The 24,127-nt window shown below is 65.7% G+C and carries 18 protein-coding genes; 10 read left to right on the top strand and 8 right to left on the bottom strand.

The window, feature by feature from the left end:
- Window positions 1-29: 29 nt before the first annotated feature.
- Window positions 30-8,120 (bottom strand): tandem-95 repeat protein, encoded by an 8,091-nt coding sequence (locus tag IPP28_01740; protein MBL0039776.1) that lies wholly within the window; start codon window positions 8,118-8,120, stop codon window positions 30-32.
- 171 nt (window positions 8,121-8,291) lie between these two features.
- Between IPP28_01740 and hemB the strand changes: the two genes are divergently transcribed.
- Together hemB and xth are read left to right on the top strand one after the other, a co-directional pair.
- Window positions 8,292-9,281, top strand: a complete 990-nt coding sequence (gene hemB, locus IPP28_01745) for a porphobilinogen synthase (GenBank protein ID MBL0039777.1) — start codon at window positions 8,292-8,294, stop codon at window positions 9,279-9,281.
- Complete coding sequence (gene xth, locus IPP28_01750) at window positions 9,278-10,042, top strand: exodeoxyribonuclease III (protein MBL0039778.1); 765 nt, start codon at window positions 9,278-9,280, stop codon at window positions 10,040-10,042. Before hemB ends, xth begins: the two co-directional genes overlap by 4 nt.
- On the opposite strand, the gene IPP28_01755 is transcribed toward xth, so the two are convergent.
- Complete coding sequence (locus tag IPP28_01755; GenBank protein MBL0039779.1) at window positions 10,012-10,719, bottom strand: hypothetical protein; 708 nt, start codon at window positions 10,717-10,719, stop codon at window positions 10,012-10,014. The genes xth and IPP28_01755 overlap by 31 nt on opposite strands.
- A gap of 131 nt (window positions 10,720-10,850) precedes the next feature.
- Here IPP28_01755 and IPP28_01760 point away from each other — a divergent pair, with 131 nt between their 5' ends.
- Window positions 10,851-11,984 (top strand): sensor histidine kinase, encoded by a 1,134-nt coding sequence (locus tag IPP28_01760; GenBank protein MBL0039780.1) that lies wholly within the window; start codon window positions 10,851-10,853, stop codon window positions 11,982-11,984.
- Window positions 11,981-12,631, top strand: coding sequence for a response regulator transcription factor (locus tag IPP28_01765; GenBank protein MBL0039781.1), 651 nt, complete (start codon window positions 11,981-11,983; stop codon window positions 12,629-12,631). Before IPP28_01760 ends, IPP28_01765 begins: the two co-directional genes overlap by 4 nt.
- A gap of 14 nt (window positions 12,632-12,645) precedes the next feature.
- Here IPP28_01765 and IPP28_01770 read toward each other — a convergent pair whose 3' ends face one another.
- Window positions 12,646-13,722 carry a hypothetical protein gene (locus tag IPP28_01770; GenBank protein ID MBL0039782.1) on the bottom strand — a complete coding sequence of 359 codons (1,077 nt, stop codon included), beginning with the start codon at window positions 13,720-13,722 and terminating at the stop codon, window positions 12,646-12,648.
- A gap of 100 nt (window positions 13,723-13,822) precedes the next feature.
- Here IPP28_01770 and IPP28_01775 point away from each other — a divergent pair, with 100 nt between their 5' ends.
- Window positions 13,823-14,614, top strand: coding sequence for a TatD family hydrolase (locus tag IPP28_01775; GenBank protein MBL0039783.1), 792 nt, complete (start codon window positions 13,823-13,825; stop codon window positions 14,612-14,614).
- On the opposite strand, the gene IPP28_01780 is transcribed toward IPP28_01775, so the two are convergent.
- From IPP28_01780 to IPP28_01790, 3 genes are all read right to left on the bottom strand, one after another.
- Window positions 14,611-15,513, bottom strand: coding sequence for a DUF2167 domain-containing protein (locus IPP28_01780; GenBank protein MBL0039784.1), 903 nt, complete (start codon window positions 15,511-15,513; stop codon window positions 14,611-14,613). The two genes, IPP28_01775 and IPP28_01780, sit on opposite strands and share 4 nt — an antisense overlap.
- An 83-nt stretch (window positions 15,514-15,596) precedes the next feature.
- Complete coding sequence (locus IPP28_01785; GenBank protein ID MBL0039785.1) at window positions 15,597-16,370, bottom strand: ABC transporter permease; 774 nt, start codon at window positions 16,368-16,370, stop codon at window positions 15,597-15,599.
- Window positions 16,367-17,299, bottom strand: a complete 933-nt coding sequence (locus IPP28_01790; GenBank protein ID MBL0039786.1) for an ABC transporter ATP-binding protein — start codon at window positions 17,297-17,299, stop codon at window positions 16,367-16,369. Before IPP28_01790 ends, IPP28_01785 begins: the two co-directional genes overlap by 4 nt.
- A 71-nt stretch (window positions 17,300-17,370) precedes the next feature.
- Here IPP28_01790 and IPP28_01795 point away from each other — a divergent pair, with 71 nt between their 5' ends.
- The 5 genes from IPP28_01795 to IPP28_01815 all read left to right on the top strand — a co-directional run bounded on the left by IPP28_01795 (window position 17,371) and on the right by IPP28_01815 (window position 21,604).
- The gene (locus IPP28_01795) at window positions 17,371-18,120 is read left to right on the top strand and encodes a ferredoxin--NADP reductase (GenBank protein MBL0039787.1); all 750 of its coding nucleotides are present in this window, start codon (window positions 17,371-17,373) and stop codon (window positions 18,118-18,120) included.
- A gap of 90 nt (window positions 18,121-18,210) precedes the next feature.
- Complete coding sequence (locus IPP28_01800) at window positions 18,211-19,692, top strand: alpha/beta fold hydrolase (GenBank protein MBL0039788.1); 1,482 nt, start codon at window positions 18,211-18,213, stop codon at window positions 19,690-19,692.
- Between the two features lie 3 nt (window positions 19,693-19,695).
- On the top strand, window positions 19,696-20,430 hold the full coding sequence (locus tag IPP28_01805) for an ATP-binding cassette domain-containing protein (protein MBL0039789.1): 735 nt from the start codon (window positions 19,696-19,698) through the stop codon (window positions 20,428-20,430).
- A complete protein-coding gene (locus IPP28_01810) occupies window positions 20,427-20,999 on the top strand; it encodes a hypothetical protein (GenBank protein ID MBL0039790.1) in 573 nt (190 codons plus the stop codon). Before IPP28_01805 ends, IPP28_01810 begins: the two co-directional genes overlap by 4 nt.
- Window positions 20,912-21,604 (top strand): ABC transporter permease, encoded by a 693-nt coding sequence (locus IPP28_01815; GenBank protein MBL0039791.1) that lies wholly within the window; start codon window positions 20,912-20,914, stop codon window positions 21,602-21,604. Before IPP28_01810 ends, IPP28_01815 begins: the two co-directional genes overlap by 88 nt.
- A gap of 15 nt (window positions 21,605-21,619) precedes the next feature.
- On the opposite strand, the gene ntrC is transcribed toward IPP28_01815, so the two are convergent.
- Both ntrC and IPP28_01825 read right to left on the bottom strand, forming a co-directional pair.
- Window positions 21,620-23,062 carry a nitrogen regulation protein NR(I) gene (gene ntrC, locus IPP28_01820; GenBank protein MBL0039792.1) on the bottom strand — a complete coding sequence of 481 codons (1,443 nt, stop codon included), beginning with the start codon at window positions 23,060-23,062 and terminating at the stop codon, window positions 21,620-21,622.
- Window positions 23,059-24,111, bottom strand: coding sequence for a PAS domain-containing sensor histidine kinase (locus IPP28_01825; protein ID MBL0039793.1), 1,053 nt, complete (start codon window positions 24,109-24,111; stop codon window positions 23,059-23,061). The genes ntrC and IPP28_01825 overlap by 4 nt, the downstream gene beginning before the upstream one ends.
- Window positions 24,112-24,127 lie beyond the last annotated feature (16 nt).

Here is a 24,127-nt window from a genome sequence, read left to right on the forward strand (position 1 = left end):
CGATTCACAGTTGAATAGACAGAGGCCGCTCACGGTGGCACCACGATCGGACCGGGAATCACAGTGCACGCGGCCGATGCCGACGTGCTCGAGCTCGCCGGATTGTTCGCGATAAGTTCGGCATTGGCGGTTGCTGCGCCCGTCGGCACGCGATCGACCAGTTGGCAAGTCGATGTCGCGCCGGTGCGTACCAAGGCCAGACAGACACCGGTCAGGTCGAATGCGCAGCCTCCCGAGGGCACCGCCACGGTGTTGGTCGCAATGTCGGCGCGCAGGGTGTTGCAGGTGGCCGCGCAGTTGGACTGGACGATGATGCCAGACAGGGGGAGGTCTGCAGGTTGCGCGTCGGTGTTCACATTGTTGCTGGTGACGGTGGCGTCCATCGGCCCGGTACCGTTGCGATTCACGATCTCGATCCCTCGACCTTGACGGGTTTCCCGAATCGTCGAACCGGTGACGATGTAGCGCTTCGTGCCATTGTCGTTGCCGACAACACGAATGCCGTTGCCAATCGGCGAACCCGAGCCGGTGACGCCGGCCGTACCGATCGTGTTGTTCGCGATGCGCCCTTGCACCGTCCCGGTGCTCGGAATGCCCTGGTTCGAGTTGAGCGCATGACTGCCGGATGCACGATTCGTCGTGACGATGTTGTTCGATGCGGTAAAGGTCACGTTCGCCGCCTGGATCAACGAAACGTCGACGGCCAGGATGTTGTTGGTGAACGTATTGCCGCTGATCGTCAGGCTGGGCATCGACGTCGTGTTGTTTGCAGCGACCTGCACACCGATGGACTGCGCACTGATGAACTGATTCGACGCGATGTTGATGCTGGTGAAGGTGGGCGCTCCGGTCAGGCCTTCGATCAGTAGGGCATGGTTGCCGGTCGCCGCATTGTTGGCATTGAACGTATTGTTCGTGATTGCCAGCGAGGAAACCGTCGTGCTCGTGTTCTGAAGGTAGACGTGGTTGTGCGCCGAGCCGGTGAAGGTGTTGCTCGTCAACGATGCCGCACCGCTCAACTGAGTCAACTCCAGACCTTCATCGGTCGTCGAATTGCCGTTGTTGACCAAGCTCAGGCCCGTCAAGGTCAGGCCATTCACCGACGCGCCGTTGATGCCGTCGTCGGCGCTGCCGGACACCACCATGGAGCTCAGGCTCACCGGGCCAGTCGAGTTCAGCAGAATGCCGGTCGCCGTGCTGTTCTGCACGGTGCCGCCGGTTCCAGCCGCGCCAGTTCCGGTGACGGTCAGGCCACCCGCACCCGTGGTGTTCAGCACGATGCCGTTGGTTGCACCGTTGGCGGCAATACTCCGGAACGTCAAGCCACCCGCACCGATCGTGGTGTTGGCGACATTCAATGCCGTCGCGGTCGTCGTCGCCAGCGTGTTCGTCGCGCCGGTCACACTGACCGTGCCACCGCCCGTCGCGGCAAACGCGGCGTTCGTGCCGGTGCTTGCGGTCAGGCCACCGGTGAAATTGATGGTCGCGCCGCCGTTGTTGGTCAGCGAGATGCCGGTGCCGGTTTCGGCGACGGCGCCCGAGAACAGGACGGTATCGCTGGCCCGCGTATTCACGTCGACCGCGCGTCCCGAGCTGTTCGTGATCGGGAGGGCGAGCGTGATGTTGCCGGTGCCGCCGCTGATGTTCACTGCGGTTCCGGAGGCCGCTCCCGGATCGGTGATCTGGCCACCGCTGGCTGACAGCGCCGTGCCCGCAAGCGCGCCGAAGGCATTGACCAGCGACACGCCATTGGTCGTCGAATTGGTGCTGCGCAGGAAGTTGAGTGGCAACGAGATCGAGGCGTTGTTGATCGATACCGCCGGACCGGTGCTGGTGTCGACGGTCGCGACCCCTGCAGGCACCGAGATGCGGAAACCGGTGCCGGCCGCCGCGTTGAGTGCGCCCGTGGAGGTGACGCCAAGACCGGTACCGGCACCATTGAAGATGTCGAGATCGGTGAACGCGAGTTCGCCGACAACCGTCGTGAGCAGCAGGCCACCCGTGCCAACACCATCACCGCTGACACCGATGGTCGTCGTGCCGCCAGGTACCGCCACAATCGGATTGCCGGCGACCGTGTCGAAGGTCGCGCCGGTGACCACGATGCCGTTGGCGAGCGCCGCGCCGGTGACCACGTTGTCGTCGAACGCAGTGATTGTCAGCGTGCCGGCGGTGCGCACGATATCGATCGCGTTGCCGGTCGTTGCCTGCAACTGGTTGTCGTGGAGCAGCAAAGTCAGCGCATTGGCACCGGTGCCGTTGGCATTGATGTCGATGCCCTCGGCGCCCGCGTCGATGACGATGTTGTTGCGGATATCGAGCGTGCCCGTGCCGACGAACGCGACATTGGTGGTGACGTCGATGGCATTCGAGGCGCCGCCCGGCGGGTCGATACGGAATCCACCGATGACCGCGGGAATGACATCGGTCGCCGCCACGACATTGCTGCCGGCGCCAGAGTTTCCGATCAACGGACGACACGGTGCGCCGCCGCAAGCAGTGGCCGTCGGGACCGGCACCAGTACCGTAGGTGCGCCATTGGCATTCAGATTGACCGGCAGCGACAGCCCTTCGAATTCGCCAAGCAAGGACTGGCCGTTCTTGAGCACGATGCCGGCGTTCTGGCCATTGGTCGTGCCGGTGCCGAAGTAGACGAAGATCGTGTCGTTCGCGACCGAGGCCGTCTGCGCCTCGACCAGCGTGTCGAACGGCGTCGCCGAGGTTCCGTTCCCACCTGCAGCCGAGTCGTTCTTGACGTACCAGACGCGGTTGAAGCGGGTCAGCGTAACGGTCGCCGGGGCCGAACTGGCCGGGCTCGGTGTGCCGTTGTCGGTGACGATGTAGGTGAACGATTCAGTCGCACCGGCATCACCTGCGGCTGGCACGAAGCTGAAGCTGCCGTTGGCGTTCATGGCGACGGTGCCGACGGCGGCATCGGTGCAAGTCAGTGGCGCGACGTTGTCGGTGCAGGCACCGACCGTGATCGAACTGACGGTGATTGCGTTGCCCTCGACCGGATCACTGTCACCGGTGAGCACGCCAGTACCGGCACCGGTCGTGGTGTTCGGTGTGGTGCCGGCGGCCAGATCGACGCGCAACTCGGTATTGCCGATGAAGTCATAGGCCTCGTTGTCGGCCACGGGCGGATCGTTGACGGGATTGATCGTCAAGGTCGCGGTCGCGTTGTTCGAGGGCTGGCCACCCGCAGTCACCGTGTAGGCGAAGCTGGCCGAACCGAAATAATTCAGCGGCGCGCCAGTCACCCCGACCGTGCAGACGCCGGCCGCACAGGCGCAGGCCTGGGTGACCGTGACATTGGTCGGCGCGGTGATCGCGCAGGCGGTCGCGAGATCGCTCTCCGGGTCGGTATAGCTGAGCGTGATGAGGCTCTGCGTGTCTTCGTTGAAGGCCGCTGGCGTGATATTCGCCGCAACCGGCGGGTCGTTGACCGGCAGAATCGACAGGGTCGCGGTGGCGCTGTTTGACAGCACGGCATTCGCGGTCACCGTGAAGGTGAAGCTTCCCGCGCCGTTGTAGTTGGTCGGCGTACCGGTGACACCGACGGTGCAGACGCCCGCAGCGCAGGCGCAAGCCTGGGTCACGGTGATGTTGGTGGGCGCTGCCACCGCACACGTGGTCGCCAGATCGCTGTCCGGGTCGGTGTAGCTGAGCGTGATGAGGCTCTGCACATCTTCATTGAAGGCCGGCGGGCTGATCGCATTCGCGACCGGGGCATCGTCCACCGGCAGGATCGACAGGGTCGCGGTCGCGACGTTCGAGGCCTGTGCGGCCGCGGTCACGGTGTAACCGAAGCTCGCGGCACCGCTGTAGTTCAGCGGCGAACCGGTCACACCGACCGTGCAGACACCGGCCGCACAGGCACAGGCCTGGGTCACGGTCACGTTGACCGGCGCAGAAATCGCGCAGGTGGTGGCAAGGTCGCCTTCAGCGTCGCTGTAGCTCAGCGTGACGATGCTCTGGGTGTCTTCATTGAAGGCCGCCGGGCTGATCGCATTGGCGACCGGGGCATCATTGGCCGCGGCAACATTGACGGTGCTGGTGACGGCCGTGCTCGCGGCAATGCCGTCGTTCCCGACCCAGGTCACGGTGCGCGCGAGCGTCGACGGATTGTTCGACGAATTGACATAGGTGACAGCGCGCAATGCCGCCTGATAGGTCGCCAGCGGTGCCGAGCCGGTCAAGGTCAACGCGCCGGCGCTGCCGCCGACAACGATGCCTCCCGCAGTGCAAGGCGCGGACGCGCACGCCAGCGCATCTTCAGCGGCGGCGAAATTGGCGCTGATCGTCACGGTCGCGCTAGCCAGCGTCGCCGTGTCCGGATCGGCCACCGTGATCGTCGTGTCGATGGCCGTCGCCGGATCGTTCTCGGTGTAGTTGAGCGTGCCGCCCGCCGTCAGCACCGGCGGTGCATTGGTGGCGGTGAAGCTGAAGTTGAAGTCGGCCGCCATGGTGTCCGGCGGATCGACCGCGTCGGTATCGGTGACTTGCGCCGCGACGACGGTGACGGCACAGGCGCCGAGCGGCAGGTTGACCGTCGGATCGAGCGTGGCCTGATTGGTACCCGTGCCGGTCACGGTGTAGGTCTGCGTTCCGCCGCAGTTGATCGTGAAACTGCTGGTGCCGAAATTCACGTTCTCGCTGAAGTTCACGACGATGTTGCCGGCCGCGCTGGCGCTGCCGCCATTGGGCGGATTGGTGGTCGTGACCGTGGGCGCCGGGTCGGTGGTGGTGAACGAGAACACGTAATTCGCGACCAGATTGTCCGGATTGTCGACCGCGTCGGCATCGGTGACGTTGGCGGCGGCCACCGTGACCGTGCAGGTGCTGGTCGGCGGCAGCGCGGTAGCGGGCGTCATCGTGATCGTGCCGGCGTTGGCGATGGTGTTCGGACTCAGCGCAATCGCACCGGCACCGCAATCGAGCGCGAAGGCGCCGGCGGTGGCGTTGACGTTTTCGCTGAAGTTCACCGTGATCGTCGCGTTCGCGGCGACATTGCCGGCCCCGTTGGCCGGCGTCGTCGTCGTGACTGCGGGGGCGGCGTCGACCGTGAAATTCAACGCGAACGGTGCGGCCATCTGTTGCGGCGGATCGATGACATCCACGTCCGTCACCGCTGCGGCCGGCACGCTCAGCACGCACGGGCCACTCGGCAGGGTTCCCGCATAGGTCGGGGTCACGCTCGCCACATTGCTGCCGGTCGTGTTGCTCAGGGTCACCGGACCGGCGCTGCAGGTCAGGGTGATGCCGGCACCGACATCCACCTGCTCGGTGAAGTTGATCACCAGCGCCTGGTTGTTCGGCACGATCGCGCCTTCGCCCGGCGTCGTGCTCAGCACGGCGGGCGCGGCATCGACATTGACCGCGATGAGGTCGGTATCGGACTGCGGACCACCGCTTCCGGTATTGCCGAGGTCACTGGTCAGCACCGAAATCGTGCCGGTGCCGCCGGCGGCGCTGTTGAAGCTCAGCGTCTGCAGGGTCGCGTTGACGTCGGCGACGATGTCGGTGATCGACACGCTGTTGCTGCCGCTGCCGGTGACGACCGCGCCATTCTGCGCGGTCGCACTCAGCGTGCCGATGGTCGTCGACACCGTGGTCGTGATGTTGCCGGCCGCGGCGTCGAGGTCAGCCACGCTGATGCTGTTCGGGCCGGTAAAGGCCAGCGGCACGCCGACGCCGGTCGACAAGGGGCCCGCCGGTACCGTGTTCACCGGCGCGTCATTGACGGCGCTCACGTTGATGGCGAACGTCTGCGGCGCCGAGGTGTCGACGCCGCCGTTCGCGACGCCGCCGTTGTCCTGCAAGGTCAGCGTGATCGTGGCACTGCCGTTCGCGTTCGCGGCCGGGGTGTAGGTCAGCACGCCTGCCGGGGAGACCGCCGGGCCGGCGCTGAACAGCGCGGCATTGGTGTTGCCGGTGATGTTGAACGTGAGGGCCTGACCCGACTCGTCGGCCGGACCGGCCGAGATTGCGGTCGCCCACGGATTCACCGTCTGCGGCGCCGCGTCTTCCGAAACGGTCTGATCCGCGCCCTTGGTGAAGCTCGGCGCATCGTTCACCGCAGTCAGCGTGATGATGAAGTTCTGCGTCGTCGAGGTGTCGACGCCGCCATTCGTCACGCCGCCATTGTCCTGGATGCGCAGACTGAGGTTGGCCGTGCCGTTCGCATTCGGTGCCGTCGTGAAGGTCAGCGCACCGGTCGGCGACACCGCCGGCTGCACCGAGAACATGCCCGGATTGTCATTCGCGGTGACCGTGAAACTCACCGTCTGCGCGGACTCGTTGGCCGGACCGGCACTGACGCCGGTCGCCCACGGATCCACCGTTTGCGCGCCGATGTCCTTGAGCACGGTGACCGTCGGTCCGACCGTGAAGGCTGGTGCATCATTTACCGGCGTCACGTTGATGACGAAGGTCTGGGGTGCCGAGGTATCGGCGCCACCGTCCGCGGTGCCGCCGTTGTCCTGCAGGGTCAGCGTGATCGTGGCGCTGCCATTCGCATTTGCGGCCGGCGTGTAGGTCAATGCACCGGTCGGGCTAACCGCCGGGCCGGCGCTGAACAGCGCGGCATTGGTGTTGCCGGTCACGTTGAAAGTCAGGGTCTGGCCGGATTCGTCGGCCGGGCCGGCGCTGATGGCGGTCGCCCACGGGTTCACCGTCTGCGGGCCGGCGTCTTCAAGCACGGTCTGGTCGCCGCCCTTGGTGAAACTGGGCGCGTCATTCACCGGTGTCGCGGTGATGATGAAATTCTGCACCGCCGAAGTGTCGACGCCACCATTCGCCACGCCGCCGTTGTCCTGGATGCGCAGGCTCAGATTGGCGGTGCCATTGATGTTCGTCGCGGTCGTGAAGGTCAGCACGCCGGTCGGCGAGACGGCCGGGGCAACACTGAACAGGCCGGGATTGTCGTTCGCGGTGATCGTGAAGCTGAGGGTCTGCGCCGACTCGTTGGCCGGACCGGCACTGATGCCGGTTGCCCACGGGTCGACGGTCTGTGCGCCGATGTCCTTGACGATGGTGACGGTCGGGCCGGCGGTGAAGCCCGGCACATCGTTCACCGGCGTCAAGGTGATGCTGACCGCCGCGGGCAACGAATTCACGATGCCGTCGTTGGCGACGAAGCTGAAGCTGTCGGCCCCGAACTCGTCGGCATTCGGCGTGTAGGTCACGGACGCGGAGGTCGCATTGATCGGCGTGATCGCGCCCAGCGTGCCGCGGGTCGGCGGCGACTGGATGGCAAAGGTCAGTGGGTCGCCATCGCCATCGCTGGCGGTCAGCGTGATGACTTGTGCGGCCGCATCTTCGAGATAGGTCTGCGACTGCGCTGCCGCGATCGGCGCCTGATTTTCGACATCGACGGCATCGACGCGGAAGAACACGCGGCCGTTCTCTTCGGCCCCGAACAGCGCCACCACATCGGCCCCGATGTCCGGGCCGGTCGCGTCACCGGATGGATCGGTCGCCAACGGCGACGTTCCGGACCAGTCGCCGATCGCGCCATCGGTCGCGAAATTCGCGGCCCAGACGGCACCAGCCATCAACAATGCACCGATGGTGGCCATGCCGAGGCGCAGTCGTCGCGACGCCACAAAGACCAGCGCGCCGACCAGCAGCAACAGACCGAAGGCACCCAGGGCGGGAATCGCGACACGGTTGAGGGCCAGGAAGATCGGTCCACCGGCCTGGGTGAGATCGACGAAGTCGGTCGAGGCCAGGGTGCCGTTCTCGCTGGCGAGGGTCAGACGGACCACGCTGGCACTGCCGAACAGTCCGCGACTGGCCGCGAATTCGATGACATCGGCGCCCGACTCGCCGTTGTTGAGGCCGACCGGGTGGGGTCCGCCCGAGGCCGACTCGGCACCGAAGCTGCCGCTGGCACAGGTCGCCGTGGTGACCGAACTGACCGTGGTCCCGGTGACATTGGCGGTGACGCGCACCTCGGCGCCGTTGACCGTGCCGCCCGGAAGGACGACGCTGCAACCGGTGGCAGCATTGACGTCGCGATCGACGTAAACGGCGTAGCGATAATCCTGGGCGGCAGCGCTGCCGGCGATGCACAGTGCCAGAACACCCAGAATATGTGCAGCAATCCGTCGCATACGACCCCCAAGGTCGATCAATGTCGGTAAGTGTGGAAGTGTGCGCGCTGTCACATGACAAACGCAACCGCCCTGATGCAGGTCATGCGCCGGAGGTCGATGCCTTTGCGTTCGCCCTTTGCCGCCAGCATGCGCCTGCTGGGACAATCGCAGCCCGCACCGGAGTCCACCATGAGCTTTCCGAATACTCGACTGCGCCGCATGCGTCGCGACGACTTCTCGCGCCGACTGATGCGCGAGCACGTATTGAGCGCGAACGACCTGATCTGGCCGGTCTTCGTGCACGAGGGAAAGAATCGCATCGAGGCCGTGTCTTCGATGCCCGGCGTGGAACGCGTGTCGATCGACGTGCTGTTGGCGCGTGCCGAGGAAGCCGCGACTCTGGGCGTCCCGGCGATCGCACTGTTTCCGGTGACGCCGCCCGAAGCGAAGTCGCTCGACGGCGTCGAAGCCTGGAATCCGGACGGTCTGGCGCAACGCGCCGTGCGTGCATTGAAGTCGCGCTTCCCGGAACTCGGCGTGATCACCGACGTCGCGCTCGACCCGTTCACCACCCATGGGCAGGACGGCCTCATCGACGAACAGGGCTACGTCCTGAACGACATCACCGTCGCCGCGCTGGTGAAGCAGGCGCTGTCGCATGCCGAAGCCGGTGCCGACGTGGTTGCCCCCAGCGACATGATGGACGGCCGCATTGGCGCGATCCGCGCCGAACTCGAGAACAACGGCTTTCCGAACACCCGCATCCTCGCCTATTCGGCCAAGTACGCGTCGGCGTTCTACGGCCCGTTCCGCGACGCCGTCGGTTCCGCCGGCAACCTCGGCAAGGGCAACAAATACACTTACCAGATGGACCCGGCCAATTCGGACGAAGCCCTGCGCGAGGTCGAACTCGACCTGCAGGAAGGCGCCGACATGGTGATGATCAAGCCCGGCCTGCCCTACCTCGACATCGTGCGCCGGGTGAAGGATGCCTTCGGCGCGCCGACCATGGTCTATCAAGTGAGTGGCGAGTACGCGATGTTGAAGGCTGCAGGCCAGAACGGCTGGATCGACGAACGCGCCTGCGCGCTCGAAGCCCTGACCAGCATGAAACGCGCCGGTGCCGACGCCATCCTGACCTATTACGCGGTCGAAGCCGCGCGCTGGCTGAAGGCATGAAGATCGCGAGCTGGAACGTCAACTCGCTGAAGGTGCGCATGCCGCACCTCGAAGAATGGCTGGCCCTGTCGAAGCCGGACATCGTCGCACTGCAGGAAATCAAGATGGAGACGAAGGCGTTTCCGGTCGACGCACTTCGCGCGCTCGGTTATGAGTCCATCGCCTCCGGCCAGAAGACCTACAACGGGGTCGCGCTCCTGGCGCGTGCGGCGCCGACCGACATCGTCACCGACATTCCCGGGTTCGCCGACGAACAACGACGCGTGCTCGCCGCAACCGTCGGCGACCTGCGCATCGTCGACCTGTACGTGGTGAACGGCCAGGAAGTCGGTTCCGACAAGTATCGCTACAAGCTCGACTGGCTGGCCGCGGTCACCGACTGGCTGCGCGCCGAGATCGCGAAGCATCCGAAGCTGGTCGTGCTCGGCGATTTCAACATCGCACCCGATGACCGCGACGTGCACGATCCGGAAGCGTGGCACGAGCAAGTGCTGTGCTCGAAGCCGGAGCGCGACGCCCTCAAACGCATCCTCGCCCTCGGCCTGCACGACAGCTTCCGCTTGAAGGACGACAGCCCCGGCCAATTCTCCTGGTGGGACTATCGCCAGGCCGCGTTCCGCCGGAATCTGGGACTGCGCATCGATCTCGTGCTGATCAGCGAGGCCTTGCGCGCGTCGTTGCAATCCGTCGGCATCGACCGCGTGCCACGGACCTGGGAACGCCCCAGCGATCACGCGCCGGCGTGGATCGAACTCGGCTGAGCCACGACCGGTGTCGCACGTCGCGGATATCGACGATCCCAGTACAAGGCCGCAGCGAACGCCACGGCGATGGGACCGAACCAGCTGATCAGCTGCAAGGTGCTGCCGGCCAATTCCGGCAGCAGGCGCGGCAGGCCCAGACCGAGGAAGGCGATGTGGGTGGCCACACCATTGCCCATCATCGATCGGTAGTGCTGGCGCAGCCACCATTTCGCATCCTCAGGGCCGCGGCGGATGTCACGCCAGGTGCCGAAGCCGACGCCGATGCCGACAAAGGCGAAGCCCATGAACAGCGGAATGCCGCGCACGTAGCCGAGCCAGAAAATGGCGAGGCCGCTGAGCGCGCTCAGCGCACCGAGCACGCGGAACATCGGACCGCTGAACCGCTGCCAGTCGCGCTTGTCGCGGATGGCGCGCCAGGAATTCCAGCTCGCGGCCGCGGTGATGACGATCAGATAGCTCAGGAAACTCGCCGACACCACCTTGCCGCGTGCGAACAGGGTCGCGGCCATGATCAGGCCGGTGACCATCACCACGGTCATTGCCGCGAGATAGATCTGCCCGACACGGACGTGCAGTGCACCGCCCTTGCGCGCCATGCCGGCGCTCCAGAACCCGATCAGCGCCGTGGTCCCGGCGCCGATATGCAGGAATTTCGCGAACGTGTACAGGTCCATGGCGTCCTCCTCGAAGTGGCGGCCATGGTCGCGTTGCTGCGCCGGTTGCGGCAGACGCCAACGGTCATGTCGCGACCTGCCAGAGGTCATATCGGCTTGCATCGACGACACAACGCCGCGACGCTGGCGCCATGAACCCGCATGCCTCACTGCACTGGCTGCGCCAGCAACTCGAACCGTTGAACCTGGCCGCACACATCACCTGGATCGCGATCGCGGTCGATCTCGCACGCCAGGACTTCGGCGTCGCCCGCACCGGCGTGCCGGCGATCGGGTCATTGCTGCTGCTGGGTTTGTTCGTCGTCGGCCTGATCGCGAACTTTAGCGGCCGACTGCGCGGCGTCGCGAGCACCGTCGCACTGATGGTTCAGGGCCTCAGCGCACTGGCCCTGATCGCGAGTACGCGCGTGTGGTCGACGCCGATCCTGTGCGTCGTCGTCGTCGCCCAGGCCGCATCGTTGTGGCCGCTGCGTGGCCTCGTGCTGTGGATGCTCGCGAGCAATGTCCTGCTCTACGGCATCATCGCCCGCTTCGGCTGGGATGCGGATGCGCTTCTCGGCATCATCATGCAGATCGGTTTCCAGGCCTTCGCGGCACTGATGGCACGCATCGCCGCCGACGCCGAACAGCGTGCCGCGGAACTGCGCGCGATCAATGCCGAGTTGATCGCGACCCGGACCCTGCTTGCCGAGGGTGCACGCGACCAGGAGCGCCTGCGCCTGTCGCGCGAACTGCATGATGTCGCCGGGCACAAGTTGACGGCGCTGAAGCTCAATCTGCGCGCCTTGCAGCAACAACACAGCGGCGGTGTCGCAGACGAGATCGCGCAATGCACGCAACTCGCGGACGAATTGCTAGGTGACCTGCGCGGCGTGGTGCGACAAATGCGCAGCGACGACGGCATCGATCTGGCGCGTGCGCTGAATTCGCTGGCCGCCCCGTTCCGCAAGCCGCAGGTGCAGATCGACCTCGACCCCGAGCTACGCGTCGAATCGCTGGATCTTGCACAGACCCTCGTGCGCGTGGTCCAGGAAGGCATCACCAATGCCGTGCGCCATGCCGAGGCGGAGCGCGTGGTCGTGTCCCTGCGTCGCAACGGTGACCGCCTGCACCTTCGGATCGCCGACGACGGCCGCACACGTGCACCGATCCGCGCCGGCCACGGCCTGACCGGCATGCGCGAGCGCATCGACGAACAGGGCGGCGAGCTCACGATCGAGCACGCCTCGCCAGGCACGACCTTGAACGTGGTGCTGCCGGCATGAACCTGCGCATCGCGCTTGCCGACGACCAGGCGCTGGTTCGCAAAGGCCTGAAAGCCTTGCTGACCCAGCCCGGGATCGCCGTGGTCATCGAAGCCGCGAACGGTGACGAACTCCTGGTCGCGCTCGAATCCACGGCCGTCGACGTGATCGTCAGCGATATTCGCATGCCCGGCACCAGCGGCATCGATGCACTGCGCATGCTGCGCGCGCGCGGCCGCGACACGCCCTGCATCCTGCTCACCACCTTCGATGACGACGCCCTGTTCCGCGCCGCGGTCGACGCCGGCGCGAACGGCTTTCTGCTCAAGGACGTGTCGCCCGAGGAACTGAAGCTTGCGATCGAACGCGTCGCTCGCGGCGAATCATTGCTGCAGCCGGTGACCACGACGAGCCTGTCGCCCGCAATCACGCTGGTCGAGCGCCCGCGTCCGCCATCGTCGAGCACCGATGGCGCGCCGGAGCTGACCGAGCGCGAACGCTCGGTCCTGCGACTGATGGCCGCCGGGCATTCGAACAAGGAGATTGCGCGCAGCCTCGACCTCGCCACCGGCACGGTCAAGAACTACGTCAGCGACATCCTCGACAAGCTGCAGACCGGCGACCGCACCCGTGCGGTGCTGAAGGCCATCCACCAACGCCTGATTTAGGCGCCTGTCGCGCCTTACTTGCCGAGCGTGGCCTGCAATTCGCGCACCTTGGCGGCATGCGCCTTCACGTCGATGCCGTAGCGCGACTGCACTTCTTCGGCACTCAGACCCTCCGGCATCACGCCGCCATTCTGGGCCATGATCTGCTTGGCCAGTGACCGTGACGCCACGGCGCGCTTGGCATCGTCCTCGGCCAGCGCAGGACCGGCGCCATTGTCGAGCACGAAACTGCGACTGCCCGAACGATTACCGCGCACCGGATAGTACGGGCCGTCGCCTGCGGTTTCGTTGCCGAAGTACAGCTCGACCACACCCTCGAAGTCGGACACGTTCACGTCGAGGTAGTAGGCCCAGTACAGGGCGGGGCTGCCCGAAGTGGCAATCGCGTCGGTCACCACGGCCACATGTTCGTCACGGGTGGCGTCGTAGTAGCCCGCCGCATCGTGAAAAGTCAGGGCACTGGTGGTGCAGCGACCGATCAGGGACGTGTCGGCGCGACAACCTTCGAAGAAGTCCGGCGTCGGCTGGCGGTTGATCAGATCGAAGATCAGCACGTCACCGTAATACGGATAGACCGCGTAGTCGCCGCCACGCGAATGCAGGTCGACGACGACCGACCACTCGCCGATCATGCGCTGGATCTCCCGATCCGCTGCGCCGAAGCCACCGTAATAGTCGAGCCGCTCGATCGGCAGGGTACGGCCACCCCAGGTCAGGGTCGCCTTCGACTCGTCGTTCGGATTGAACACGATCTGCACCGGGCCACCGGCATTGGTCAGAATCTGCGGGAAGAAGTACGGACCGCCGATCGCCTGCCCGTTCGCGAAACCGCTGAGCGTGCCGTTGTAGACGTTGTAATAAGTGGCACCGCCACTGACGCTGGTGGTCAGGTTGCCGGCACTGGTGAACCAGGTCGAGCGCCCCTGCGCATCGAACACGTAGGCGGCCATGAACAGGGTCTTGTCCTCGATCTCGATGGCGATGCCGGTGCCCGATTCATTCGGGTTCAGCCAGAAGCCCGAGGCGGGCGTGTAGGCCTGGGCGTCGAACGCCGAGGCAAGAACGAGGGCGAGGGCGGCGACACGTTTCATCGAAAGCTCCTTGGTGGCACGGCGCACGATGCGGCGCCGGCACTGAATCCGTGGTTAACCGCGCCACTATACTCGCGCGCCCGTTCAGCACTGGTGCCCCATGACGCACATCGATATCGGCGCCAACCTGACCCACGAAAGTTTCAGCCACGACCTGCCCGCCCTGCTGGCGCGCGCGCGCGCGGCGTCGGTGGACCGCATCATCGTGACCGGCGCCTCGCGCAGCGGCAGCGTCGAAGCACAGCAACTGGCCGCAGCGCACCCGGCCTTCCTGTATGCGACGGCGGGCCTGCATCCGCACCACGCCCACGAATACGACAGCGACGTCGATGCGCTGTTTCGCGACTTGCTGTGCCATGACGAAGTGGTCGCGGTCGGCGAAACCGGTCTCGACTACAACCGCGATTTCTCCCCGCGCGACGCGCAGCGCTTTGCGTTCGAGCAGCAACTGCAGATCGCGCTCGACGTTCAGAAACCGCTGTTCCTACACCAGCGCGACGCACATGCCGACTTCATCGCCATCCTCGATGCACTGCGTGATCGCCTGCCGCCCGCGGTGGTGCATTGCTTCACCGGAGAACGCAACGAGCTTGTCGATTATCTCGACCGCGGTTTCCACATCGGCATCACCGGCTGGATCTGCGACGAACGTCGCGGCCAGCACTTGCGCGAACTGGTGAAGCTGATCCCGGCCGACCGCCTGATGATCGAAACCGACGCGCCCTATCTGCTGCCACGCACGCTGAAACCGAAACCCAGCCATCGCCGCAACGAGCCCGCCTTCCTGCCGCACATCTGCGCGGAAATCGCGCGTGACCGCGGTGAAGATGCCGCCGTCACCGCCGCGAACAGCGTCGCGACGGCGCAGCGGTTCTTTCGCTTGGCGGATTAGGCCGAGTTGCCGTCCTTCTTGCCGAACAGGCGCTTCAGCAAGGCTGCCGCACCGACGACCAGGAACACCGCGAACTTCTTCAAGCCGAGCAGCAACACGCCGAGCTTCGCGAACAAGCCCATCTTGCCGGCCGCAACACCGCCGACCAGGGCGGCGAGCCCATAGCCGGCGACCTTGTCGGTATCGTCGTTGAAATCGGCGTAACGATGCCCGGCATCGAACTCGACCATGTTCAGCACGCGACCCATGCCCTGCTGGATGCTCGCGAGATCGCCCATGCCGCCGACGGCATTGAGGCTCAGATAGCCGCCACGCCCAAGCGCACGGATGTCGTAGTTGACCGTGTGCTGTTCGGCGCCCCCGAACGCGAGTTCCTTGGCCCAGTGCAGCTTCTTCTTGTCGGCGTCGTAACGCGGCGGGCTGGCCCAGCCGACCAGATCGACACGCCCGTAGCCGGCCTTCTCGCGCTGGTCGTTTGCGGACGCCGTCTCTTCCTGCATGGTCTTGAGCAGATCGCCGTAGTCGATCTTCGCGGCTTCCTCGTCGGACACGTAGCCGTCGTCCGAGTACGTCAACACGACGGCCCAGCTGCGCTCGTCGGTGACCTCCAGCCCGTCGGGAACCAGCATGCCGAGCACGCTGTCATCGGGCGGATTGCCCCAGAGCTGTTCCAGCACGCGGCGCGAATCGGCTGGTGGCAGGAAGCGAAAGCCGCCGTCGAGGTGCAGCGTGGCGTGCGCTGCCGCGACTGGCACGTCACCGCGTTGATACTGCAGCGAAGCGTTGAATTCACGCAACTGCGCCGCCGCATCGGTGGACTCCTGCGCCTGTGCGACGACGAACGGGGACGACAGCAACCACAACGCGGACAAGGCCGCGGACAACACCGACTTCGACATGATGACCCCAGAGGATGGATGGATCGGACCGTGCCGGCAGCCTCCCCGCTGACCGGACGCCTGCAAGTATCGACGCTGGCCGCCTAGGCCCGCAAACCCTTGCCCGTCACCAGCAGGTGCATCGACAACGCACCCAGGGCGATGGTCGCTGCGACCATCACCGCGAAGGCCGTCGCCAGCGGCACGTCGCTGACACCGAGCAGTCCGTAGCGGAAGGCATTGACCATGTACAGAACCGGATTCAGGTGCGAGACCTTTTCCCAGAACGGCGGCAGCAGACTGACGCTGTAGAACACCCCGCCGAGATAGGTCAGCGGCGTCAGGATGAAGGTCGGCACGATCGAAATGTCGTCGAACTTCTTCGCATAGACGGCATTGATGAAGCCGGCGAATGCGAACATCACCGAGGTCAGCAGCAGGGTGGCGAGGGTCACCAGCGGATGGTGCAGCTGGATGCGCGTGAAGCACATCGCCACCACCAGCACGATCGCGCCGACCATCACGCCGCGCGCAACGGCGCCCAGTACGTAACCGGTCAGGATCACCCAGTTCGGGGTCGGGCTGACCAGCAATTCCTCGATGAAGCGCTGGAATTTCGATCCGAAGAAGCTCGACACGATGTTGCCGTAGCTGCTCTGGATCACCGACATCATGATCAGGCCGGGCACGATGAAATCGATATAGCGCATGCCGTGCATCTCGCCGATGCGACCGCCGATGAGGTTCCCGAAGATGGCGAAGTACAGCGTCATCGTGATCGCCGGCGGCACCAGGGTCTGGCCCCAGATGCGCAGGATGCGATTGACTTCGCGGAAGACGATGGTCTTCAGTGCCACCCAGTTGCCGGCCGCGTTCATTTCGCACCTCCCTGTCCGCGCTCCACCAGGCTCAGGAACAATTCCTCCAGTCGATTCGCCTTGTTGCGCAGCGAACGCACGCGAATGCCGGTCTTCGCGAGCGCGTCGAACAACTCGTTCAAGCTGGTGCCCTTGGGCACGTCGGCTTCGAGCGTGGTCGCATCGACACGCTTCAAGTGGACGATGCCGATGTCCGGGCAGATGTCGATCGGATCGGTCAGGTCGAGGATGAAGGATTCGCGATCAAGCTTGGCCAGCAGCGTCTTCATCGCGGTGTTTTCGACGATCGTGCCCTTGTCGATGATCGCGATGTTGCGACACAGACTTTCCGCTTCTTCCAGGTAATGGGTGGTGAGAATCACGGTCGTGCCGGCGGCATTGATGCCCTGCACGAATTGCCACATCGAGCGGCGGATCTCGATGTCGACGCCGGCGGTCGGTTCGTCGAGGATCAGCAGGCGCGGCTCGTGCACCATCGCGCGAGCGATCATCAAGCGCCGCTTCATGCCGCCCGACAAGGTCCGTGCCGCGACCTCGGCCTTGTCCCAGAGCGAGAGTTGCTTCAGGTATTTTTCGGCCCGCTCGCGCGCGAGCGGGCGCGGCAAGCCATAGAAACCGGCCTGGTTCGCGACGATGTCGAAAGGTTTTTCGAACTGGTTGAAGTTGATTTCCTGCGGCACCACGCCGACACAGGACAGGGCGTGCTCGCGCGCCGTGCCGAGATCGTGCCCGAACACCTTGACGTTGCCCGCGGTCGGACGCACCAGCGAGGTGATGATGCCGATCGTGGTGGACTTGCCGGCGCCGTTCGGGCCGAGCAAGGCGAAGAAATCACCGGCGGCCACGTCCAGATCGATGCCGCGCAGTGCGACCACGCCATTGTCATAGGTCTTCTGCAGACCGCGGATGGATAGCGCCAACTCTGTCATGCACCGCTCCGGATTTCGGCGCGCGAGGCTAGCACAGCGGCTAGAATCGCGGCCCCTTCCGGAGTGCACCCATGGCCGAACAATTCGTGTTGCGACTGGCGCGTGCGCACATGCTCGCGCCGACGGTACGCCATCTCGCCTTCGACCGCGCCGACGGCAACGCGCTTGCGTTCATTCCCGGGCAGTTCCTGCAGGTGCATTTCGAGTACGACGACGGCAAGCCGACCAAGCGCAGCTATTCGGTGGCGACAGTCGCGAACGATCCGTACAACCAGGAAGCGCATATCGAGATCGCCGTGTCCTATGTCGACGGCGGTGCCGCAACGAAACTGCTGTCGGCGCTGGCACCCGGAGAAACGGTGCAGGCGAGCGGTCCCTACGGCCGCTTCGTGTTGTTCGATACCGACCGGAACGCGCGCTACCTGCTCGTTGCCACCGGCACCGGCGTCACGCCTTACCGCGCGATGCTGCCGGAACTGCTGCGCCACCATCGCGAACGCGGGATCGAAGTCGTGTTGTTGCAGGGTGCGCGCTCGGCGGTCGACCTGCTCTACGCAAACGAGTTCGATGCGTTTGCCGATGCGCAGCCGTGGTTCCGCTACGTGCCCTGCCTGTCGCGCGAAGCACGGGCAACCGCGCGCGGCGACGATCGCAGCGGCTACGTCCAGCAAGCCTTCCCCGAATTCACGCCGGATGCCGCGCGCGATATCGCCTACCTCTGCGGCAACCCGAACATGGTCGACGCCAGCTTCGAGGCCTTGAAGGCCTTTGGCCTGCCGGTGCCGGCGATCCGTCGCGAGAAATACGTCAGCTCGCGCTGAGTCCGGCGTCAACCAGCTCGACTGACAAACGTCACTCGGCAATCTTTGCCGCACTCCCCTAGGATGCGCGCCATCCCGAGGAGGATGATGATGATGAAGTCGTATTGCGCCGTCGCGATCGGAATCGCGATGGCATTGAGCGCAGCGGACGTGAACGCGAAGCGGACCATCGGTTCGCTGGTGTTCGCGGACTGCGATCTCAAGAACCCGGCCATTGCCGACGTGCTCGGTGCGCAATGCACCACGCTCTCGGTGCCGGAAAACCCGGCCGCGCCGGAAGGTCGCAAGATCGACCTGCGCATCGCCCTGGTGCCGGCGAAGACGGCCAGCCCCGAACCGGACCCGGTGTTCTTCCTGGCCGGTGGCCCGGGCCAGTCGGCACTCGACAGTTTCCCGGCCACCGCAGTCGGCTTCGAACGCATGCGCGAGAAGCGCCACATCATCCTGGTCGACCAGCGTGGAACCGGCGGTTCGAACAAGCTGATCTGCAAGGGCGAGGAAGACGAGAGCGCGTTCTCGGCCGAAGAGGACGCGAGCGCCGAGGCGCAGAAGGCTTTCGCGGAGAAGTGTGCCCGGCAGCTGTCCGACCATGCCGACCCGCGCTACTACACGACCACGGTCGCAGTCGGCGATCTCGATACGGTGCGCAAGGCGCTCGGGGCCGCCAAGGTCAACCTCGTCGGCGGCTCCTACGGCACCCGCGCGGCGCAGACGTACCTGCGCTACTACCCGGACAGCATCCGCAGCATCATTCTCGATGGCGTAGCCCCACAGACACTCGCCCTCGGCAACGACCATGCAAAGAACCTCGAGTCGGCGCTGGCATCGATCTTCAAGCGCTGTCGCGACGACGCGGCCTGCTTCAAGGCCTATGGCGATCCTGCCGAGGATCTGGCCAAACTCAAGCTGCAATTGCGCAGCGCCGAGCAACCGGTGCATTACCGCGACAGCAAGAGCTGGGCGGTGCGCGACGACGCTTTCACATTCGGCCATCTCGCTTCGACCGTGCGCCTGTTCGCGTATTCGCCGGAAGCCGCCGCATTGTTGCCGCATGCCCTGAACGAGGCCGCCGAAGGCCGCTTCGACACCCTGATGGCGCAGTCGGACATGATCCTCGGCGATCTCGGCGAGTCGATCATGCACGGCATGCAACTCAGCGTGATCTGCAGTGAGGACAACGACGGTTTCGTCGTCGATCCGGCCGACGCCGACAGCCTGCTCGGCACCGACATGGTCACCGGCATGCAGGCGCAATGCGCCGGCTGGCCGAAGGGCGAGCGTCCCAAGGACTTCCACGATCCGATCACCAGCGACGTGCCGGTGCTGCTGCTCTCGGGCGAGTTCGATCCGGTCACGCCGCCGCGTTATGGCGACGAAGCCGCGAAGGGGTATCGCAACGGCCGTCATCTGGTCGTGCGTGGGCGCGGCCACATCGTGCTCACCGCCGGATGCATGCCCAAGCTGGCCGCCGAGTTCATCGACAAGACCGACGCGAAGGCACTCGACGCGAGCTGCCTCGATGCCATGCCGGTGATTCCGGCCTTCCTGAACGCCAATGGCTGGGGGCCGTAAGCCATGATCGAAGTACGCGATTTGCACAAGGCCTTCGGCACCGTCAAGGCGGTCGATGGCATCAGCTTCACGGCCGAGGACGGCAAGATCACCGGCCTGCTCGGACCGAATGGCGCCGGCAAGACGACCGCGCTGCGCATGCTCTATACGCTGATGAAGCCCGACCATGGCCACGTGCTGGTGGATGCGCTCGACGCGCAGACCGAGACCGTGGAAGTGCGACGCCGCCTCGGCGTGTTGCCGGATTCACGCGGCCTGTACAAGCGCCTGACGGCACGCGAGAACATCCGCTACTTCGCCGATCTGCACGGGCTCGATGCCCGCGTCGGCGATGAACGCAGCAATGCGCTGATCGCGGCGCTCGGCATGCACGACATCGCCGACCGCCGCACCGAGGGCTTCTCGCAGGGCCAGCGCGTGAAGACCGCGATTGCACGTGCGCTGATCCACGATCCGCGCAACGTCATCCTCGACGAACCGACCAACGGGCTCGACGTGATGTCGACGCGGGCGATGCGCGGCTTCCTGCACAAGCTGCGCGATGAAGGCCGCTGCGTGTTGTTCTCGTCGCACATCATGCAGGAGGTCGGCGCACTCTGCGACCACATCGTGGTGATCGCGAAAGGCAAGGTCGTTGCCCAGGGCTCACCGGATGCGCTGCGTGCGCAGACCGGTGAAGCGAATCTCGAAGACGCCTTCGTGAAGGCGATCGGTACTGATGAGGGACTGTTCGGATGAAATCGCCAATCTGGACCATCTTCCGCAAGGAAGTGCTGGAAAACCTGCGCGACCGCAAGACGGTGATGAACGCGCTGATCGTCAGTCCGCTGCTCGGCCCGCTGCTGTTCTCGGTGCTGATTTCGACGGTGATGACGCGCGAACTCGGACGCGCCGAGAAGCCGCTGGAGCTTCCGGTGATCGGCGCCGAGATGGCGCCGAACCTGGTGGCCTTCATCGGCACGCGCAACATCAAGATCGAGGATGGCCCGAAGGACCCGGTTGCCGCGATCAAGGCCCAGGACGAGGAAGTGATCCTGCGCATCGGCAAGGACTATGCCGAATCCTGGGGCAAGGGCGAGCCGGCCGAGGTCGAGTTGATCTACGACGGTTCGCGCCAGGACACCGAGCAGTCGCGGCGCCGCGTCGAGGACGCGCTGACCGCCTACGGACAGCAGGTCGGCGCGCTGCGCCTGGTGGCACGCGGGATCAATCCCTGGTCGTGCGTCCGCTGGCGATCGTGGATCGCGATCAGGCCTCGGATGTCGCCCGCGGCGCACAGTTCCTCGCCTTCCTGCCCTACATGCTGATCCTCGGCGCCTTCATGGGTGGCATGTATCTCGCCATCGACACCACCGCCGGCGAACGCGAGCGGCAATCGCTGGAGCCGCTGCTGGCGACGCCGGTTCCGCGCGGCAAGATCATGCTCGGCAAACTGTGCGCAACCTCGGCCTTCGCGATCGGCTCTCTGCTGCTGACGCTGATTGCGTTCGCCGTGCTGTTGCCGCAGATGCCGCTGACCAAGCTCGGACTGAAGTTCAACCTCGGCCCGTCGGTCTTCCTGCAACTGCTGCTGGCGCTGGGTCCGGTGATCCTGCTGGCTTCGTCGCTGCAGACCCTGATCGCCGCGAATGCGAAAAGCTATCGCGAAGCACAGAGCTGGCTCGGCCTGTTCACCATGATCCCGCTGATTCCGACCATGATCATGATGGTGGTGCCGATCAAGGCGCAGCTGTGGATGTTCGCGGTGCCGCTGCTCGCGCAGCACCAGGCCATCATGCGCCTGGTCCGTGCCGAAGCCATCAGCGGCACCGAATGGGCGGTCCTGATCGGCAGCGGACTGGCCATCGCCAGCGTCGCCGCCGCGATCGCCGCGCGCATCTATCACCGCGAAAGCCTTGCGGTGTCGGCGTAGTCGCCGCTGACCGCACTATCCCCGCCGGTTGCGCGAACTGCCTAGCTTGCGGGTGATGGTGTTGCGGCCGATGCCGAGCAGACGCGCGGCATCGACGCGATGGCCGCGCGTCAGTTCGAGCGCGGCTTCGAGCAAGGTCTTGTCGAACAGTTCGCGGGCCTCGTCGAACACGCCGGGCCTGCCCTGGCGGATCGCCTGCTGGATGGCATGGCGCAAGACGTCCGGCCAGTCGGCATCACCACCCCCGCGACCAAGGGCCGCTCCCGGCGCCAGATCGCTGCGGGAACGGCTTGCCGCCGCGATCTGCGGATCGGTCAGGAAGGCCGGCAGTTCATGCACGCCGATCTCGCGGCCGGCCGTCACGACCGCGAGACGCCGGCACAGGTTTTCGAGCTGCCGGACATTGCCGGGCCAGTCATGCGCCTTCAGCTTGGCCATCGCGTCGGCGCTGAAGCGCTTCGATTCGACGCGCGCCTCGCGCACCGCGCGATCGAGAAAACTTTGCGCCAGCAGCGGAATATCGTCGCGACGTGCGCGCAGCGGCGGCAATTCGAGACGCACGACATCGAGGCGATGGAGCAGGTCGGCGCGAAACTCGCCGTGCGCGACACGAGCTTCCAGATCCTGATGCGTCGCCGCGATCACGCGCACATCGACGCGGATCAGCTCGCGTCCGCCCACGCGGTAGAACTCGCCCTCCGCGAGGACGCGCAGCAGGCGCGTCTGCAGTGCGGTCGGCATGTCGCCGATTTCGTCCAGGAACAAGGTGCCGCCCTGCGCCTGCTCGAAGCGGCCGATGTGCCGCTTGTGCGCGCCGGTGAATGCGCCTGCCTCGTGGCCAAACAGCTCCGATTCCAGCAATTCGGCCGGAATCGCCGCGGTGTTCAGGGCCAGGAAGGGGCCGCGCGCGCGCAGCGAATGCTGATGCAATGCGCGCGCGACCAGCTCCTTGCCGGTGCCGGTCTCGCCGGTGATCAGCACGTTCAGATGGGTGGCGGCGACCCGCCCGATGGAACGGAACAATTCCCGCATCGGCTGCGATTCGCCGAGCAGCGACATCGTCTCGTCGCCGGGCGGCGCCGTCTCCGCTGTCGGCGCAGCACCGGCGAGCGCACGTTGCGCCAAGCGCGTCGCGGCATCGAGATCGAAGGGCTTGGGCAGGAAGTCGAAGGCGCCGCCCCGAAACGCCGCACTGGTGCTGGCGATGTCGGTATAGGCGCTCATCACGATCACTGGCACGTCGGGCTTGCTGCGCTTGAGCAGATCGAGGAACTGGAAGCCGTCGGTGCCGGGCATGCGCACATCGGTGAACACGACATCGGGCTCGGCGTGGGCGAGCACGCTCAGGGCCGCGCGCGCGTTGTCGAAGTCGCGCACGCGGTAACCGGCATCGCGCAGCGACTCGGCGAGCACGAAGCGCACCGAGCGGTCATCGTCGAGGATCCAGACTTCGCTCATGCCGCATTGTCGCCGGAGTCGCGCTCATAAGGCAGCAACAAGGTGAAAACGGTATGGCCGGGACGGCTGACGAAGCCGAGGCCGCCGCCGTGTTCGCGCGCGATTTCCTGGGCCAGGGCCAGCCCGAGTCCGCTGCCTTCGGCGCGCCCCGACACCAGCGGCAACAACACGCGCGGCGCCAGCGCTTCGGGAATGCCGCGGCCGTCGTCGATCACGTCGATGCGCAAGGCCAGGCGATGCGTGGTTTCGCCGATCACCACGCCATGTTCGGCGCGCGAACGCAGCCGCACCTCGTTGGCGCCGGCTTCGAGCGCGTTGCGCACCAGGTTCAGCATCGCCTGGATCAGCCGGTCGCGGTCGCCGAGCAGTTCCGGCAAGCTGGGGTCGTAATCGCGGGTGATGCGCGCGCTCCAGCCGGCATCGGCTTCGGCCAGCGCGCGCACGCGTTCGAGCACGTCGTGGATGTTCAGCGCCGCGAACGGTCGTTGCGGATGCGGGTCGAGCAGGCGTTCGACCAGATCGGCCAGTCGTTGCGTCTCGGCATCGATCACGTCGATGTAGCGGCGCAAGTCGGCGTCGTGGATGCGCCGTGCCAGCAACTGCGCGGCGCCACGCAAGCCGGCCAGCGGATTGCGTACCTCGTGCGCCAGGCCTTTCAAGGTCGCCGCCAGCGCATTGGGCAAGGCCGCGGCGCGTTCGGCTTCCGGCAGATCGGCGGCGCGATGCCATTCGATCGCATAGGCGACGTCGCCATTGACGACCGCGGTGCAGATGACATCCGCACGCAGTTCGAGGTCGGGCTTGGGCTGGAACAGGGCATTCGTGAAGCGCTGGGTTTGATGTTCGTGCGTACAGCGCAACAGCGCGGCATCGAGCTGCGCCCCGATGCCGCCCAACTCACGAACCGCGATGCCGCTCCAGCGCCGCGCACCGGCGCCGGTCCAGGCGCAGAACGCCGCGTTCGGCGCCAGGATGCGGCGCTCGCGATCGAGCAGCAGCAAAGGCAGGCTCAGTGCATCGAGCAGGGGCAGGGAATCGGTCAGGGACATGGCGACAGTGTAGAGG

This window comes from Lysobacterales bacterium, assembly GCA_016721845.1.
Lineage (GTDB): Bacteria > Pseudomonadota > Gammaproteobacteria > Xanthomonadales > Ahniellaceae > JADKHK01.

Excerpts from the sequence above, each read along its gene's own strand:
- hemB (MBL0039777.1), top strand. The coding sequence starts at position 8,292 with ATGAGCTTTCCGAATACTCGACTGCGCCGCATGCGTCGCGACGACTTC.
- xth (MBL0039778.1), top strand. The coding sequence starts at position 9,278 with ATGAAGATCGCGAGCTGGAACGTCAACTCGCTGAAGGTGCGCATGCCG.
- IPP28_01765 (MBL0039781.1), top strand. The coding sequence starts at position 11,981 with ATGAACCTGCGCATCGCGCTTGCCGACGACCAGGCGCTGGTTCGCAAA.
- IPP28_01785 (MBL0039785.1), bottom strand. The coding sequence starts at position 16,370 with ATGAACGCGGCCGGCAACTGGGTGGCACTGAAGACCATCGTCTTCCGC.
- IPP28_01810 (MBL0039790.1), top strand. The coding sequence starts at position 20,427 with ATGAAATCGCCAATCTGGACCATCTTCCGCAAGGAAGTGCTGGAAAAC.
- ntrC (MBL0039792.1), bottom strand. The coding sequence starts at position 23,062 with ATGAGCGAAGTCTGGATCCTCGACGATGACCGCTCGGTGCGCTTCGTG.
- IPP28_01790 (MBL0039786.1), bottom strand. The coding sequence starts at position 17,299 with ATGACAGAGTTGGCGCTATCCATCCGCGGTCTGCAGAAGACCTATGAC.
- IPP28_01775 (MBL0039783.1), top strand. The coding sequence starts at position 13,823 with ATGACGCACATCGATATCGGCGCCAACCTGACCCACGAAAGTTTCAGC.
- IPP28_01755 (MBL0039779.1), bottom strand. The coding sequence starts at position 10,719 with ATGGACCTGTACACGTTCGCGAAATTCCTGCATATCGGCGCCGGGACC.
- IPP28_01795 (MBL0039787.1), top strand. The coding sequence starts at position 17,371 with ATGGCCGAACAATTCGTGTTGCGACTGGCGCGTGCGCACATGCTCGCG.
- IPP28_01800 (MBL0039788.1), top strand. The coding sequence starts at position 18,211 with ATGATGAAGTCGTATTGCGCCGTCGCGATCGGAATCGCGATGGCATTG.
- IPP28_01825 (MBL0039793.1), bottom strand. The coding sequence starts at position 24,111 with ATGTCCCTGACCGATTCCCTGCCCCTGCTCGATGCACTGAGCCTGCCT.
- IPP28_01770 (MBL0039782.1), bottom strand. The coding sequence starts at position 13,722 with ATGAAACGTGTCGCCGCCCTCGCCCTCGTTCTTGCCTCGGCGTTCGAC.
- IPP28_01805 (MBL0039789.1), top strand. The coding sequence starts at position 19,696 with ATGATCGAAGTACGCGATTTGCACAAGGCCTTCGGCACCGTCAAGGCG.
- IPP28_01740 (MBL0039776.1), bottom strand. The coding sequence starts at position 8,120 with ATGCGACGGATTGCTGCACATATTCTGGGTGTTCTGGCACTGTGCATC.
- IPP28_01780 (MBL0039784.1), bottom strand. The coding sequence starts at position 15,513 with ATGTCGAAGTCGGTGTTGTCCGCGGCCTTGTCCGCGTTGTGGTTGCTG.
- IPP28_01760 (MBL0039780.1), top strand. The coding sequence starts at position 10,851 with ATGAACCCGCATGCCTCACTGCACTGGCTGCGCCAGCAACTCGAACCG.